Origin of the sequence: Myxococcus sp. CA005, from assembly GCF_006518205.1 — a bacterium.
Classification (GTDB): domain Bacteria; phylum Myxococcota; class Myxococcia; order Myxococcales; family Myxococcaceae; genus Myxococcus; species Myxococcus xanthus.
The window spans coordinates 36180-51261 of record NZ_SRLV01000014.1; the positions used below are offsets into that span (position 1 = coordinate 36180).

10 protein-coding genes and 1 CRISPR repeat array (1 of these 11 running past the window's edge) are annotated in these 15082 nt (G+C 67.6%); all 10 genes read left to right on the forward strand.

Going from position 1 to position 15082, the window contains the following annotated elements; genetic code table 11:
- Positions 1–3: 3 nt before the first annotated feature.
- The 10 genes from FMQ63_RS08795 to cas6 all read left to right on the forward strand — a co-directional run bounded on the left by FMQ63_RS08795 (position 4) and on the right by cas6 (position 11685).
- Entirely contained in the window at positions 4–1107 is a 1104-nt protein-coding gene (locus FMQ63_RS08795) for a hypothetical protein (RefSeq protein WP_011557205.1), read from the forward strand.
- Between the two features lie 61 nt (positions 1108–1168).
- Complete coding sequence (locus FMQ63_RS08800) at positions 1169–2932, forward strand: ThiF family adenylyltransferase (protein WP_157809267.1); 1764 nt, start codon at positions 1169–1171, stop codon at positions 2930–2932.
- Entirely contained in the window at positions 2919–3443 is a 525-nt protein-coding gene (locus tag FMQ63_RS38675) for a Mov34/MPN/PAD-1 family protein (protein WP_011557203.1), read from the forward strand. Before FMQ63_RS08800 ends, FMQ63_RS38675 begins: the two co-directional genes overlap by 14 nt.
- 705 nt (positions 3444–4148) lie before the next feature.
- Positions 4149–5639 carry an RAMP superfamily CRISPR-associated protein gene (locus FMQ63_RS08810; protein WP_011557201.1) on the forward strand — a complete coding sequence of 497 codons (1491 nt, stop codon included), beginning with the start codon at positions 4149–4151 and terminating at the stop codon, positions 5637–5639.
- Between the two features lie 4 nt (positions 5640–5643).
- On the forward strand, positions 5644–7434 hold the full coding sequence (cas10, locus tag FMQ63_RS08815) for a type III-B CRISPR-associated protein Cas10/Cmr2 (protein ID WP_011557200.1): 1791 nt from the start codon (positions 5644–5646) through the stop codon (positions 7432–7434).
- Positions 7431–8636: a type III-B CRISPR module-associated protein Cmr3 gene (locus tag FMQ63_RS08820; RefSeq protein ID WP_011557199.1), complete on the forward strand. Its 1206-nt coding sequence runs from the start codon at positions 7431–7433 to the stop codon at positions 8634–8636. The genes cas10 and FMQ63_RS08820 overlap by 4 nt, the downstream gene beginning before the upstream one ends.
- A gap of 2 nt (positions 8637–8638) precedes the next feature.
- Positions 8639–9592 (forward strand): type III-B CRISPR module RAMP protein Cmr4, encoded by a 954-nt coding sequence (gene cmr4, locus FMQ63_RS08825; RefSeq protein ID WP_011557198.1) that lies wholly within the window; start codon positions 8639–8641, stop codon positions 9590–9592.
- Positions 9589–9999 (forward strand): type III-B CRISPR module-associated protein Cmr5, encoded by a 411-nt coding sequence (locus tag FMQ63_RS08830; RefSeq protein WP_011557197.1) that lies wholly within the window; start codon positions 9589–9591, stop codon positions 9997–9999. Before cmr4 ends, FMQ63_RS08830 begins: the two co-directional genes overlap by 4 nt.
- Entirely contained in the window at positions 9992–11062 is a 1071-nt protein-coding gene (cmr6, locus tag FMQ63_RS08835) for a type III-B CRISPR module RAMP protein Cmr6 (RefSeq protein ID WP_011557196.1), read from the forward strand. Before FMQ63_RS08830 ends, cmr6 begins: the two co-directional genes overlap by 8 nt.
- A complete protein-coding gene (gene cas6, locus FMQ63_RS08840) occupies positions 11059–11685 on the forward strand; it encodes a type I-MYXAN CRISPR-associated protein Cas6/Cmx6 (RefSeq protein ID WP_011557195.1) in 627 nt (208 codons plus the stop codon). Before cmr6 ends, cas6 begins: the two co-directional genes overlap by 4 nt.
- 304 nt (positions 11686–11989) lie before the next feature.
- Positions 11990–15082: a CRISPR direct-repeat array (repeat unit 36 nt; unit sequence GTGCCGCTCGCCGTGATGCCGGAAGGCGTTGAGCAC); it runs 693 nt beyond the window's last position.

A 15082-nucleotide genomic window follows, 5' to 3' on the forward strand; every position in this document is an offset into this window, starting at 1 on the left:
GACATGGCACTTCCACTTCCCACCTATTTCGAAGACTTCCTCCAGGGCATTCGTCCTACGGCAGCTCAGCGCCAGGACATGATTACCGGGCACTCGACGCTGAAGGAGCGCCTCCTGGCCGACGAAAAGCTCTCACCTGGGTTCGTGAGCTTGTTCCTGCAGGGGAGTTACAAGCGGCGCACGGCAGTCCGTCCGAAGGATGGCAAGAGGGCCGACGTCGACCTCATCGTCGTGACCCGAATGAAGGAGTCCGAATTCACGCCCGCGCAGGCGATGGCCTGCTTCAAGCCCTTTCTGGACCAGCACTATGCCGGCAAGTATCGGCAGCAGGGCCGCTCTTTTGGTATCGAGTTGTCGTACGTCGAAATGGACCTGGTCATCACCGCTGCACCGTCGGAAGCGGAAGCCGGCGTCTACAGTGAGTTGGCCAAGAGCGAAGGGCAGTTGCGTGCCGACGAGGACACGGACCAATCCCTGCTGAAGGTCGTCGAGGAGTCAGCCTCACTTTGGAGGTCGCAGCGGCTTCGCATTCCTGACCGTGACGCCGGGGCCTGGCAGGACACGCATCCGCTCGCGCAGTTGACCTGGACCAGCCAGAAGAATGCCCGGTGTTCGCGGCATTTCGTCAACGTCGTCAAGGCGCTCAAGTGGTGGCGACTCGTTCACCTGGATGAACTACCGGAACGGCCCAAAAGCTACCCGCTCGAACACCTCATCGGTGATTGCTGCCCGGATGGAATCACCTCGGTCGCGGAAGGGGTCGTCCGGACGCTGGAGAATTTCGCGCAGCGATACGCCATTCATGCAGCGGCGCATCAGTCACCCCACTCGCCGGACCGTGGCGTTGACCAGAATGTCATGGCGCGTATCTCCGGCTCGGACTTCGCGAAGTTTCACGCTCAAGTCGTGAAGGCCTCGCAGACGGCGCGACAGGCGTTCGATGCTCCTGATGCCCAGGCGGCCGCACCACTGTGGAGGGAACTCTTCGGCGACAAGTTCCCCAACGCGCCCGATGCAGGAGGGGGCGGCTCTCCCTCGAAGGGAGGTTTCTCCAAACATGAAGGCGGTCCGGGCACCGTGGGGGGAGGCCGGTTCGCACGTGAGTGAGGCTCCCGAGTTGACGGATGCGCTTCGGATGGGACGGCGCGCGTTGGATGGGGGCGCTGACGTGGATTTGCTCGCCGACATACAGTGGCACCCGGAAGCGCAATGCTGGGTGCTACCACTGCGGCTTCGCGCGAACACGGAAGGCAGCACGATTCCGGAGTGGACGCCTTGGCACGTGCTCGTTGATGCGAGCTACCCCTTGGGAGACATCGATGTCCATCCGTCGAAGCAAGGGGGAATCGAGGAGACGCGTCCCCACCAGAACCTGAATCGGCGCGGACCCGAGACGAGGCCCTGGCGGGACGGCAAGCTGTGTCTGCAGACCGGGCTTGCCGCACTGGGGCTTCGGGCCCGGGATGAAGAGCCGCTTGATGCTGCATCGAGGCTGGGATGGCATGTTGCCCGGGCCCGGGAGTGGCTGGAGGCCGCTGCGCGTGGCCGGCTTCTGCCGAATGGGGCTCCGTTCGAGTTACCGGCCTTGCCACACATGGATTCGACTCAGGTGGTGTTCCGTGAGGACGCGGAGTCGCTCGCGACTTGGGAAAGGATTGAAGAAACGCAGGGCTGGGTCGAGCTGGCGCCGCTGCCGGGCAATCCTCGTGTATTCGCCGCGACGGCGTTCTATACAATCGATGGGCGCTGGCTGTTTTCTTTCGAATGGGGGGACCTGCTTCGTCGCGTTCACAAGAGGCGGCGCTTTCGGGTTCCGTGGCTGCGGTGTCGACAGATTCCGGTGCTGCCACCGTATGCGCCTCCAGTGCTCTGGACGGAACTGGAGGCGGCGGCCCACCAGCTCGAATGGAGCCTGCGTGACGCCCTGCATGGGCTGGCCACTCGTCTCCGAGATGGTGAGCGTCATCTCTGCCTTCTGGGATTCCCCATTCCGGAAACCCAAGGGGCTCCCTCGGCGCGCCTGCATTGGTGGGCGATGCGATTGCCGCGCTTCGCGTATCGAGACATCGCGCCGCGTGGATTCCGGCGCACGGAGCAGAATTACTGGCGTCACGACCAGGCGGTGATGTTCCAGCGGTCATTGCCCATCGATTGGATACGAACCGACAACTGGGCCCCTTCCGACCTTCGGAGTCGAGGAGCATTGCCAGAGGCGCTTCGTGGGAGATGGGTTGCGCTGCTCGGCGCTGGCTCGTTGGGCTCGAGCGTGGCGGAGTTGCTCGTTCGTGGCGGCGTGTCTCGCCTGGTCATCCTGGATGGTGATGATCTTGAGGCAGGCAATCTCGTTCGTCACTCACTGGACCTCGGTTCCGTGCGCTATTCCAAGGCCCATGCGCTCGCTGCTCGGCTGCGGAACCTCAATCCAGACTTGCGTGCACAGTCGTTCCGCCAAACATTGAGGGTGGGAGGTTTGCCACTTCCAGAGCTCGTTGGGCAGTGTGAGACGATCATTGACTGCACGGCCTCCGACGAAGTCATTGAAGTGTTGGGGCGGCTGAGTCCCAGCGTATCCTGCCATTTCTTCTCGGCCTCCTTCGGCGTAGGTGCCCGGCGATTGCTGTGCTTCAACGCCATGGGAGACCGCTTTCCGTCGGACGCGTACTGGGCCCAGGCCCAGGAGTGGATTCGCCGCGACCATGAGGAAATCCGGCGCACAGTGCTCCCCCGAGAGGGCGTCGGGTGTTGGCATCCTGTTTTTCCTGCCCGGTCCGATGATGTCGTGCTGGCGGCAGCCATCGCGGTGAAGTCGTTGGTTGCCGCCGTGACAGAGCGTCCCGCCGCACGACTCGATGTCTACGAACGGGATGAGCAGGGCGTGTGCTTTCGAGGAGTCCGGCATGTGTCCCTTCATGACTCCCATGCGGCACCTTGAGCTCTGTTCGGAGGATGCGCGTTTCCGCGTGCGCATTCCCGCTGCGACCGTCAGCCGTTTGCTCTATCTCTGCCGGGTTGCAGGGCGTCTCGAAACGGGAGGCATTCTTGTTGGCCGGTATTCCGACGCGCTCGACTGCGCCTTGGTGAGTGCTGCATCAGGACCTCCCCCGGATTCGAAGCGGGGGCCTACGTGGTTTCAGCGCGGCACCCGAGGGCTCCAGGCGTGGCTGGAGCGTCGTTGGGCGTCACGTGGAGATCACTACCTGGGGGAGTGGCATTTCCATCCCCATGCCGAGCCGACGCCAAGCGCGACGGACCTGCGGCAGCTTGATGCCATCGCGCTGTCCACCCAATACCGCTGTCCGGAGCCCCTGCTGCTCATCGTGGGCGGTGACCCTCGCGATGCATGGTCGCTCAGTGGCCACGTCGTGCCTCGGAGCGGACTGCCCATCCAACTCCAGCGTGAATCCATATGTAATTTCCAGAACCATTCCCGTTTCAAGAGATGAGACCACGAGGAGGTGATGTCTTGGAACGTGCCGATGACGAGGAATCATCTGCTGCGGCAACAGGGGCAACGCTTCCTGACCCTGCGCCGCGACAGCGGCGGTCCGTGCGCGGCCCCGACCTGACTCGTTTCTCCGTGAGCTTGAGAACCGTGACCCACAGCTTGGATGGCGCGGCGACACTCCGTCAGGTGGACGTGGTGGAACCTGTGCGCGTGCCAGCGCTGCGAGGCCAACTGCGTTTCTGCTGGCGTGCCTTGAATACGCACGCTTGCGCAAGTCCCATGGAACTGGCCTCTCGTGAGCGGGCGCTCTGGGGTGGCACAGGCGGAGGCGTTGCCATCTGTTCGAAGGTAGAATTCGGAGGGGGCATATGCGCTGTGGCCTGCACGAGCCACCAGGACAGGCTCAGCGCCAAAGCCCCCAGCCCCATGTTGGAGCGATGGGTTGTCCTTCACGCTTCATGTCGCCGTTCCATCGGAATGGCTCACTGCATTCGAGAACGCGGTTCGTGCTTGGAGCATTTGGGGCGGCCTCGGGGCGCGCACACGCCGCTGGCTGGGAAGTCTGATGCTGACCTCTCAGCAGTGTTGCCGCGCACGGTTGTTGATGGCTCGGTGAACCATCTGGTTGCTGGCATTGGGACTCCTGGTCCCCAGTCGCGTCTCGCACTCTCTTCTCAATCCTTTCTCCTGCTGAAGGGGCGCCATGTCCTCTCTGGTTCTGCCTGACCCACCTTCATCCGAAGCCATTCACTTGCGCCGGCGCTTCGCCAAGGGGCCGAAGCTGGCGTCCTTCACGCTGGCCTTGAAGACCTTCACGCCCATCCTGGGAGGAGGGCCAGTGGCGCGAAGCCCGGACCTCCCCTCCGTGGACATCATCCGGGTCCCCACGCTGCGCGGGCACCTCCGCTTCTGGTGGCGCGCGCTGTACGGCCACGCCTACGTGGGGCGGGGCGCGGAGGCGCTGGCGCGTCGGGAGCGCGAGCTCTGGGGCGGCATGGGGCGGGCGAAGAAGGGGCCAGGGGATGATGAGGCGCGTGCCTGGCGCTCCCAGGTGGAGTTGCGGGTGTTGGACGTCCGTCCCGAGGGAGAGGACACGAAGCCCATCAACCTCGGCACCACGGCGGGTTATGCGCTGTGGCCGGCGCGCAAGGGGAAGAACGAGCAGGCAGACATCCCTCGTTGGGCTCCGGGCCTCCAGTTCACGCTGGAGGTCATCGCACCCGAGGGTGAGGACATGGCCCAGGTGCGCAACGCGGTGCGAGCCTGGATTCTGTTTGGGGGGTATGGCTCGCGTGGCCGGCGCGGCTGCGGCTCCGTGTGCCTGGCGGCCTCGGGCCCCGTTGCCGCGGAGTGGCTCCCGGCCTCCGCGGACCGGGCATCGCTTCGGCGCCTCTTCGGGGACGTGCCGCTCTTCGCGCCTGAGCAGGCGGCGGATGCCTGTGACATGCCTCTGCTGCGGGGCGCGCGCCTCTTCCGGGGGAACGCGGGCGCCAAGCCGCGTGACGGGAGCGAGGTCTGGTTGATCGCGCTCAAGTGGCTGCGGGAATTCCGCCAGGGCACCGAGCCCGCGCCCGCCGGGAGTGCTGAACAGGTGGGAATCGCGCGCAAGCCTGGTGAAGGAAATCGCGCGGGCCGCTCCAACTGGCCGGAGGCCGACAAGATTCGCCGCTTCGCCCGGCCATCTGGCAAGGACAGCCGAGGCGGCTTCGCTCCAAGGTCCGAGGGCAAGGCCTATCCCGAGGTCCACGCTCCGCGCCCACAGCACTCGGCGACCGCGGCCTGGCCGCGCGCTGGCTTCGGGTTGCCCATTGTCTTCCATTTCCAGCAGAAGCGGCGCGAGGACAATGACTACTACCAGCCGAAGGAGCCCGAGGACATCCAGCTCCAGTGGGAGGAGAGCGGTTCGGAGAAGCTGATGGACCGCCTCGCATCGCCGCTCATCGTCAAGGCGCTGCCGCTGGCGGATGGCCGCTTCGAGCCCATCGCGCTGTGGCTGGAGCGCGGAGCGCCTCGGGGTGGACAGGTCGTCATGACGCAGCGGGGGACGGCAGTCCCACGGACGCGGGTTCCTTTTGAAAGCAGCTTCCGGGCCCGCGATGACCAACCCCTTTTCCAGACACTCCAGCAGGCGGACAACCTACGCGACGCCTTCTTCTGGTGGCTGGAGGAAACCCGCCGTGCCCAGGAGGCGTGAGCCCATGAAATACGTCGTCGTTCTCAAAGAGGGGCCGGTGCAGGGCTACATCGCCCAGTCTCGCCGCACGCGGGACCTCTGGTACGGCAGCCACCTGCTGTCGAATCTGGCGCGAACCGTGGCGGTCTCCCTCACGGAGTCTGGTGCGACGCTGGTCTTCCCGCATCCGGAGCAGGCGAAGGACACGAGCACCGGCGTGGCCAACAAGGTGGTCGCGCTGGTGGAGGACGCGCCCGAGCAGGCTGCACGGAACGCGCGGCGCGCGGCGAAGGAGCGGTTGCTCAAGGACTGGCGCCGCGTCTTCAAGACGTGCGAGTCCATGCTCATCCCCGAGGCGTCCGTGCTGGCCGAGGAGCAACTCGACACCTTCCTTGAGATCCACGCTGCCTGGGCACCCATCGCGGACACGCCCACGGGTTACGCCGACGCGCTGCACGAGGCGGAGCGTGCCCTGGAGGCCCGCCGGGGCTTGCGTGAGTTCGTGCCATGGAAGCAGCCGCCGCCGGCGGGCACGCACAAGTCGAGCCTCGACGGCGCTCGCCCGTCATTGCTGCGACGCGAGCGTCACGTGGGGCACCTCTGGCGTGACTTCCGCATTGGCCTGCGCGAGGAGCTGGATGCGCTCGGGGTGCTCAAGCGCGTCGGCGGCAATCCCGGCCAGTTCGTGCCCGTGCCCTCCATCGGGATGGCGGCGTGGCTCCAGACCGCGGCCACGCGACACCCGGCGCTCCTCGCCGCGCTCAAGGCCGAGTGCGCGCGCCGCGGGTTCCAGACGGTGAGCGTGAGGAATCGTCCCTGGGTGGAGGCCTTCCCCTACGACGGCCAGTTGTTGCTGCCCGAGCGCGTGGCCCCGTACTTCGAGGAGTACGCCGTCCCCGATGCGCGTCAGGCCGCCGCGCGTTTCGTCCACGAGTTCGTGGAGCCGCTTCGAGACGCTGTGCGCGCCGAGCCCTTCCCTTACGTGGCCTGCCTGGTGGCGGATGGAGACCGCATGGGCCGCGCGCTGGAGGCGCTCGCGAGGCAGCCGGACGGCCACGCCGCGCACCAACGCATCTCCCGGGCGCTCGCGGACTTCACGCGGCAGGCGAAGACGATTGTCGAAGTGGAGCATCGGGGCGTGCTCGTCTACGCGGGCGGCGACGATTTGCTCGCCTTCGTCACGCCCATGGACGCGCTCGCGTGTGCCCAGGCGCTTGCCGTTGCCTTCCGCGCCACGCTGGAAGCGGCGCTGGCGGGAACGCGCGCGGAGGTGCCCACGCTCTCTGTGGGGCTGGGCATTGGCCACGTCCTGGAGAGCCTGGGCGAGCTGCTGGAGCTGGGCCGCCGGGCAGAGCGTGCCGCGAAGGACGCGGGTCGCGACGCGTTGGCAGTGCTGGTGGCGAAGCACGCCGGACGTGAGCGGCTGTGGACGGCGCCGTGGGCCACCGACCCCGTCGAGCGGCTGACGCGGGACATGGCGCTGCTGTCGAGCGACACCCAGCCGCTGCCCTTGAAGAAGGTTCATGAGGTGGCGGCCCTCGCGCGCCGCTTCCCGTCTGGCACCACCATCGCGCCCGAGCTGGCTGAGCTGCTGTCGGATGAGGCCGCGCGCATCCTCGCCCGGGCGGAGGCGGGGCGTTCGCCCGTGAAGCTCACCCCGGAGGCCGTGGGCTTGGAGCTGCCCACGTCGCCGAACTCCCTCGAGCCACCCCATGCATCGCTGGACCGATGGGCATCCCGGCTGCTGGTGGCGGATGTCCTCGCCCGGGCCAGCGGAAAGCTCATTCCCGCGAGCGACAAGGAAGGTGTGAGATGAGTGACGCGAGCTTCGCGCTGCTGCCGCGTGACGGCCTGTCGGCCAAGGACGGGCGAGGTTGGTACACGTCGGAGGTGGGGCGTGGGTACTCCTTGCCGTGGCCCCTGCCCACCACAGTGCGGGGCGCCCTTCGCGCCGCCTGGGGGCATGACGCCATGGCGGTCAGCGGTGCGGTCCTGGCCCCGGATGAATGGGAGCGCTGCTCAGAGGAGGTCCGGTTGCGGCACCTCGTCGCGCTGCGCCGCCCGTTGGGCGAGTCCTTCTCGTTGGCCCACCGCATGTGGCCGTTTCCCGCGGATGCTGTGTGCGTGCGCGACGCGGACGGGTCCGAGCATCTGGAGCGGTTGGAGCCACGCCCGGATGGGGCCGCCACGCTGGGCCCGGATGACGACGACGCGCGCGAGGCGCTGTGGCACCCGCGCCGGAACTCGAGCGGAAAGCCCATGGCCGCGCCCCTGTTCTGGCCCGAGGCGCGGATGATGGCGTGGCTGCGCGGCGCGGTGGAGCCGTCCTCCGAGACACCGGATGCGCTGACCCCGCGCACGGACATCCACCTGGCCATCGACGTGGAGACGCAGGCGTCGCAGGACTCGATGCTGCACTCTCGTGAGGTGGTGGAGTTGCTGCGCCTCCAGCGCCACTCGGGGCGAACTCCCGTGCTGGAGGAGTGGGCGCTGGGACTGAGCTGCGCGTGGCCGGCCCCCGCGAGCGGCGCTCCGCGCGGGCCGCTGGGCCTGGGCGGCCGGCGCCGGCTGTCGGCCGTGGAGCCACTGAAGGTGGACCTCTTCGCGATTCCGGATGGCGTGGCCCGGGCGACGCGAGGACTGCGCCTGGTGCTGGCCACGCCCGCGGAGTTCCAACGTGGCTGGTTGCCGGACGGCTTCGAGCGCGTGGCTGGGACACCCCCACGTTACGTGGGCCGGCTGCCGTGCATCGACGCGCCCGTGGTGCTTCGGGCCGCGCTGGTCCCCTGGCCGCTGGACGTGTCCGGCTGGGACATGGTGCGGCGGCGGCCCCGGCCCACGCGGCGGTGGGTGCCCGCAGGCGCCGTCTACTTCTTCGAGAAACACAGCGGTGGGGACTTCACCGCCAACGAGCTGCGAGCGCTGTGGCTGGCCTCCTGGGGCGGCGGCCACGCGGAGGCGCTGGGCCAGGTGCTGCCCGGCGTGTGGCAACCGCCCCGTCACGGACAAGGAGCCTGAGCATGGAGAGCCGACCCTATCTTCTTCACGCGCTGTCCCCGCTGCACGTCGGCACTGGGCAGAGCGTGGGTGTCATCGACCTGCCCCTGGCGCGGCTGAAGGCCACGGGAATCCCCTTCGTCCCAGGCTCGTCGCTCAAGGGCGTGCTGCGTGAATTGCGGCGGCCTCGCGAGGAGACGGGCGACGCGCGAGGGCTGCACGACGCCGTCTTCGGCCCCCGGCGGGCGAAGGCGGGTCCGGAGGGGGACGAGCCGGGGGACTACGCGGGCGCGCTGGTGGTGGGGGACGCACGGCTGCTCGCGCTGCCGGTGCGCAGCTTCGTGGGCACCTTCGCGCTGGTGACCTCGCCCATGCTGCTCGCGCTCGCGCGGCGGGACCTGGGCGGGCTGAGCGGGAAGGAGGGGGCCTGGCCGAAGGTGGAGCCGCTGGCCCAGCGCGGCGCGCGCGTGGCGTCCCTGCGAGACAGCGCCGTCGTGTACGGCGCGGGCACGTCGGAGGCTTGCGTGTACCTGGAGGACCTGGACCTGCAGGTGGCCTCGAAGGATGACGCGGCTCTGGGCGCCTGGGCCCAGGGCCTGGCGGGGCTGCTGCCGGAGGCGGAGCGCGCGCTGCTGACGAAGCGGCTGGTGCTGGTGGACGACGAGACGATGTCCTTCCTCTGGGAGACAGCCACACAGGTGGACACGCGCGTGAGCATGGACCCGGAGACGGGCACCGCGGCAAAGGGGCAGCTCTGGACGGAGGAGAGCCTGCCCGCGGAGACGCTGCTGGTGGGCGTGATGGGCGCCACGGGTACCTTCAACAAGGCGCCGCGCAAGTTGGCGGCGGACGCGGTGCTGGATGCGGCGTTTGGCGGCGAGGGCACGGTGCTCCAACTGGGAGGCAAGGCCACCGTGGGGCGCGGCCGGTGCCGGCTGCTGGCCTGGATGGCTCCGGATGCGCGAGGTGGGCGATGACGGCGCAGACGCGGGAGCAGCAGCGGGCGCTGGATGTCTATGCGCGGGTTCGCACGGCGCGTGACAAAGGCAAAGCGTTGTGCGCGGAGTACAAGCCTCGGGTGAACGGCCTGGGCGCGGCGGTGTTGCGTGATGGGCTGGCGGCGGCGCTCGCCTTCCTGGAACGAGAGGTCAAGAGCAACGCGGCGGCCCAGCACCTGTTGGAAGACCTGACGTGGTGTCTGGAGCGGGCGCGGTTGCCGGGGTTGTCGGAGCCGTCCCTGAAGAGGCTGGGCTTGCCTGGCGCCGTCCGCGCGCTGGGGCTGAACGAATACATGCTGGCCACGCGCGAGTCGCTCCGGCTGTTGGTGTGGTTCCGCCGCGCGGTGCAGGCCACCTTCCCCCTGGAGGAGCGCGAACATGCGTGACGCTTTGGGCCGAGTCGCGGGGCGCGTCGAGAAGACCTCGCACGCGGGGCTGGTGTACGAGCGGTATGCCCCGGAGAAGAAGCATGAGAGCCAGAGCGGACCCTGGGAGGCGTGGCTGGCTCGTCTGGAGGCGCACCCCGAGCCAGACGATTACGCCGACGCCTTCATTCGCTGGAAGGACTCGCTCCGGCAGTCGTACACGGCGACCTTCACGGCGCGCGCGGAGAGCCGCCTCTTGGTGGGGCATGGCAACGCGTCACCCACGGGGGTGGGGCTGACGCTGCACCACACGTGGGGCGTCCCCGTCGTGCCGGGCTCGTCGTTGAAGGGCGTGCTCGCGGGCTACCTGCGCGCGGTGTACGGCGATGCCGCGATGGAGGCGCGGCGCAGGCTCTTCGGTGTGCCGGGGGAGGATGGCGAAGGCGCGCACGCTGGCGAGGTCATCTTTCATGATGCGCAGTGGGTGCCGTATCGGCGTGTCACGGGCGCGGACCGTTCGCCGACGTTCCTGTCCCGGGACGTGCTCACGGTTCACCATGCGGGTTGGTATGGCGGCACGTCCTCGTGGCCGAATGACTACGAGTCGCCCAATCCGGTGGCCTTCCTCTCGGTGCGGCCACGAGGTTGTTTCCTCGTGGCGCTGAGCCTGGCGCCAGGGATGGAGGCGGATGCACAGGCAGAGGCGTTCCTGAAGTGGACCGCGCAGAGGCTGGACGAGGCCCTGCGCCACTGGGGCGTGGGCGGAAAGACGGCGGCGGGGTACGGCAGGCTGGTGCGCGAAGGGCCGTTGGAGCTTCAGCGTCCCCAGCGCCCGGTCCGCGCCTCGCCCGCGCTGACGGAGTTCCTGTCATGGGTGGAGGCTCGGCGCGCCGACAAGGTGGAACAACGGCAAGTCCTGGTGGGCTTCGAGGCGGAGTGGCTGGAGCGGTTGGTGTCGCTGGCGCCGGAGGCGCGTGAGGCCGGTGCGAAGGCGCTGCGTTCACTCGTCAAGAACCCCAAGCTCGAAGCGCGCAGGGATGAGTTGCTCGCGAGGATGGGCGTGGCCGTGGGAGGTCGTCGGTGACGTCACTCGACCTGCTCTATCCGGTCCGGGGTGGCCCGGTGCCGCTGGACCATGGGTATGCGCTCTTCTCCGCGCTTTGCACCCGGGTGCCCGCGCTGCATGAACGCTTGGACCTGGGCGTATTCACGCTGCGCGGTGAGCGCGCCGTGGGGGACCTGCTGCACCTGGGCCGGGGAACGCTGCGCTTGCGCTGTTCACCGGAGGTGGTGCCGCTGCTGCTGTCGTTGCCGCTCACGCCACTGAACGTCGCTGGGCGGGAGGTGGTGCTCGGTGCGCCGGTGCTCCGCGCGTTGGAACCCGCGTCGTCACTCTTCGCGCGGATTGTGACTTTCAAGCATGCGCTCGACGCGGCGTCGTTCCTGCGGGGCGTGTCCCGTTCACTCGAGGCGCTGGCGTGTGATGCACGTCCGGTGCTGGGCCGTCGGCGGCTGGTGCGTATCGCCGGGAAGCGGGTGGTGGGTTACGCGCTCGAGCTGCATGGCGTTTCTGGAGAGGACTCGTTGCGAGTGCAGGCACAAGGCCTGGGCGGGCGCCGCCACATGGGGTGTGGCTTGTTTCTTCCGCCGCGTCCCGTGGTGCGGGGCGTTGTGCCGCAGCTCGGGGAACTCGCGCGGGCCGCGTGAAGGCTTGCCGGTGGAGCAGGGGCCTTGCAGGAACGTAGGACCGGGGGCTGTGCGGTGCGTGACATTCATGCACCTCGCCGTGGTGGAGGCCTGTGCCGGTGAAATCGTTGAAATCCTCAGCGAGTTCATGGGGTTGGGGCTCTTTGACAGGTGAATAGGTGCATGATTTATGAAAAACCGAGTGATTCCATGGGGTTTGGAATCTTGGGTAGGGCCTGGGAGGCGCAACCTGGGGCCGGGAGGGGGGAGGTGCTTGAAAAGACGGGAGTAAGTTGCCGGAACTGCTGGGAGATTCAGATGGGCTGTGCCGCTCGCCGTGATGCCGGAAGGCGTTGAGCACGTCCGGCGCTTCAAAATCTCTTTCGACTCATGCAGTGCCGCTCGCCGTGATGCCGGAAGGCGTTGAGCACCCGTGGTGGGTGATGGCCCACGTCCACGGGCGCGCGAGTGCCGCTCGCCGTGATGCCGGAAGGCGTTGAGCACAGGTACTTCTCCAGGCTGCCGCGCATGCCCGTCAGGTGCCGCTCGCCGTGATGCCGGAAGGCGTTGAGCACGGCCTGATGCGCTCAGGCGGGTGGCTAGATGGATGGTGCCGCTCGCCGTGATGCCGGAAGGCGTTGAGCACACGTGGCACGCGGACAACCTGCGCGTGCATGCCAAGTGCCGCTCGCCGTGATGCCGGAAGGCGTTGAGCACGCCGCGCTCCAGCATCGTGACGACGAGCACGTGGTGTGCCGCTCGCCGTGATGCCGGAAGGCGTTGAGCACTCCGTCTTCACCGTCATGTCGTCGTCCTCCCTCAAGGTGCCGCTCGCCGTGATGCCGGAAGGCGTTGAGCACCCCAGGCAGGCCCGATATTCGGCTTCAGCGCTCCAGGTGCCGCTCGCCGTGATGCCGGAAGGCGTTGAGCACTCCATTGGCTGAGGCGAATGCCTCATTCCATGGTCTGTTGTGCCGCTCGCCGTGATGCCGGAAGGCGTTGAGCACAATTGGGCCTCGCGGTGAACACCGAAAATCTGGTCCGGTGCCGCTCGCCGTGATGCCGGAAGGCGTTGAGCACTCGAACCTTCCGATGCTTGAAGGTCACCGCATGGGGTGCCGCTCGCCGTGATGCCGGAAGGCGTTGAGCACAAACTATACTCAGTCCTGATTTGCATTTGCGTCCTCCGGTGCCGCTCGCCGTGATGCCGGAAGGCGTTGAGCACCTAACAACGCTTTTGCTGACCCTGTGCAATTGGTTAACGTGCCGCTCGCCGTGATGCCGGAAGGCGTTGAGCACTCCAGCTCCAGGTGGGCGCCAGCCAGCGCGAGGCGGGTGCCGCTCGCCGTGATGCCGGAAGGCGTTGAGCACATGTCCTCGGCAATCAGGACGAAGGCGGCGCGTTCGGTGCCGCTCGCCGTGATGCCGGAAGGCGTTGAGCACGTGCGTCTGGCCTTCGCCGTCGTGACGAAAAGGATGGGTGCCGCTCGCCGTGATGCCGGAAGGCGTTGAGCACGTGCTACCTCCTACTGCATGAGAGACAAGGCGGGAGTGCCGCTCGCCGTGATGCCGGAAGGCGTTGAGCACCCATGAGAAGGCCATTGTCCCCTTCACGGGTTCATAGGTGCCGCTCGCCGTGATGCCGGAAGGCGTTGAGCACTCGGCGAGGTCGCTCCGGGCGTAGTCCAGGGCCTTGGCGTGCCGCTCGCCGTGATGCCGGAAGGCGTTGAGCACTCGGCGAGGTCGCTCCGGGCGTAGTCCAGGGCCTTGGCGTGCCGCTCGCCGTGATGCCGGAAGGCGTTGAGCACTCTGGCACCGGGGCCGTGGAGCGCGCTGGGTTCAGTGCCGCTCGCCGTGATGCCGGAAGGCGTTGAGCACTCGAGGCCGGCCAACCCGGCCGTTGGGTGAGTTCGAGAGAGTGCCGCTCGCCGTGATGCCGGAAGGCGTTGAGCACACGGCGATGTGCAATGCGAAGCGTATCTCGGTCCCCTGGTGCCGCTCGCCGTGATGCCGGAAGGCGTTGAGCACCACGACATCCAACCCGGCCCGCGCCATGTCCGGGGCGGTGCCGCTCACCGTGATGCCGGAAGGCGTTGAGCACCTCCCATCGCGCCCCGTGAACGTCTTCTCCCGTCCAGTGCCGCTCGCCGTGATGCCGGAAGGCGTTGAGCACCTCGTATCGAGTCCAGGAAGCTCCTCGACTTCAGTGCCGCTCGCCGTGATGCCGGAAGGCGTTGAGCACCGTCGCCATGTCGTGTGTCCTCTGCGGTGCTGCGGGTGGTGCCGCTCGCCGTGATGCCGGAAGGCGTTGAGCACGTCAGGGCGGCGCTCAGGTACTCTGCGCGGTACTGAGCGGGTGCCGCTCGCCGTGATGCCGGAAGGCGTTGAGCACTCTGCCATTCGCACGATGCCGTCCGGCTTGAATGTGCCGCTCGCCGTGATGCCGGAAGGCGTTGAGCACTCCGAGGTGGGCGGCAAGGTCGAGTGCGAGCGCAGTGCCGCTCGCCGTGATGCCGGAAGGCGTTGAGCACCCCAGGCAGGCCCGATATTCGGCTTCAGCGCTCCAGGTGCCGCTCGCCGTGATGCCGGAAGGCGTTGAGCACCACATCGCGGCGACCTGCCGTGACGAGAAGGCCATCTGGTGTGCCGCTCGCCGTGATGCCGGAAGGCGTTGAGCACAGGACAACCGCATCACGAAGGGGGAAGCGACGATGTGCCGCTCGCCGTGATGCCGGAAGGCGTTGAGCACCTCGCCTACGAGCACGACATCTTCAAATCAGGAGGTGCCGCTCGCCGTGATGCCGGAAGGCGTTGAGCACAAACCCCCGTCGCGCCCCATGTAGCCGACTGGGTGGTGTGCCGCTCGCCGTGATGCCGGAAGGCGTTGAGCACAAGAAGTCCGGCCGGATTGAGCGGATGCGGCCTATGGTGCCGCTCGCCGTGATGCCGGAAGGCGTTGAGCACCCTTCCGTGCGATGCGCCAGAAATTGACTGGCAAGGTGCCGGTCGCCGTGATGCCGGAAGGCGTTGAGCACATGACAGTGATGATGCGTGGGTCCGGGACGGTCAACGTGCCGCTCGCCGTGATGCCGGAAGGCGTTGAGCACGGAGGGTGCTCCGCGATCTCCGGTGCCGAGTTGCCCGGTGCCGCTCGCCGTGATGCCGGAAGGCGTTGAGCACTAGTCATTCACGAAGATGGAGATGCCGCGGTACGCAGGTGCCGCTCGCCGTGATGCCGGAAGGCGTTGAGCACTCACCATGGCGGCCGTGCGGCGAAAGCCGCGCAGGAGTGCCGCTCGCCGTGATGCCGGAAGGCGTTGAGCACTCGTAGCCGGAGTACCACCCGCCATTGCCGTTCTCCGTGCCGCTCGCCGTGATGCCGGAAGGCGTTGAGCACGTTTGAAGATTGCCTGTTAGG

Bases quoted from the DNA above. Each gene is read 5' to 3' on its own strand.
- cmr4 (WP_011557198.1), top strand. From the start codon at position 8,639: ATGGAGAGCCGACCCTATCTTCTTCACGCGCTGTCCCCGCTGCACGTC.
- cmr6 (WP_011557196.1), top strand. From the start codon at position 9,992: ATGCGTGACGCTTTGGGCCGAGTCGCGGGGCGCGTCGAGAAGACCTCG.
- FMQ63_RS08830 (WP_011557197.1), top strand. From the start codon at position 9,589: ATGACGGCGCAGACGCGGGAGCAGCAGCGGGCGCTGGATGTCTATGCG.
- FMQ63_RS08820 (WP_011557199.1), top strand. From the start codon at position 7,431: ATGAGTGACGCGAGCTTCGCGCTGCTGCCGCGTGACGGCCTGTCGGCC.
- FMQ63_RS38675 (WP_011557203.1), top strand. From the start codon at position 2,919: ATGCGGCACCTTGAGCTCTGTTCGGAGGATGCGCGTTTCCGCGTGCGC.
- cas10 (WP_011557200.1), top strand. From the start codon at position 5,644: ATGAAATACGTCGTCGTTCTCAAAGAGGGGCCGGTGCAGGGCTACATC.
- FMQ63_RS08795 (WP_011557205.1), top strand. From the start codon at position 4: ATGGCACTTCCACTTCCCACCTATTTCGAAGACTTCCTCCAGGGCATT.
- FMQ63_RS08810 (WP_011557201.1), top strand. From the start codon at position 4,149: ATGTCCTCTCTGGTTCTGCCTGACCCACCTTCATCCGAAGCCATTCAC.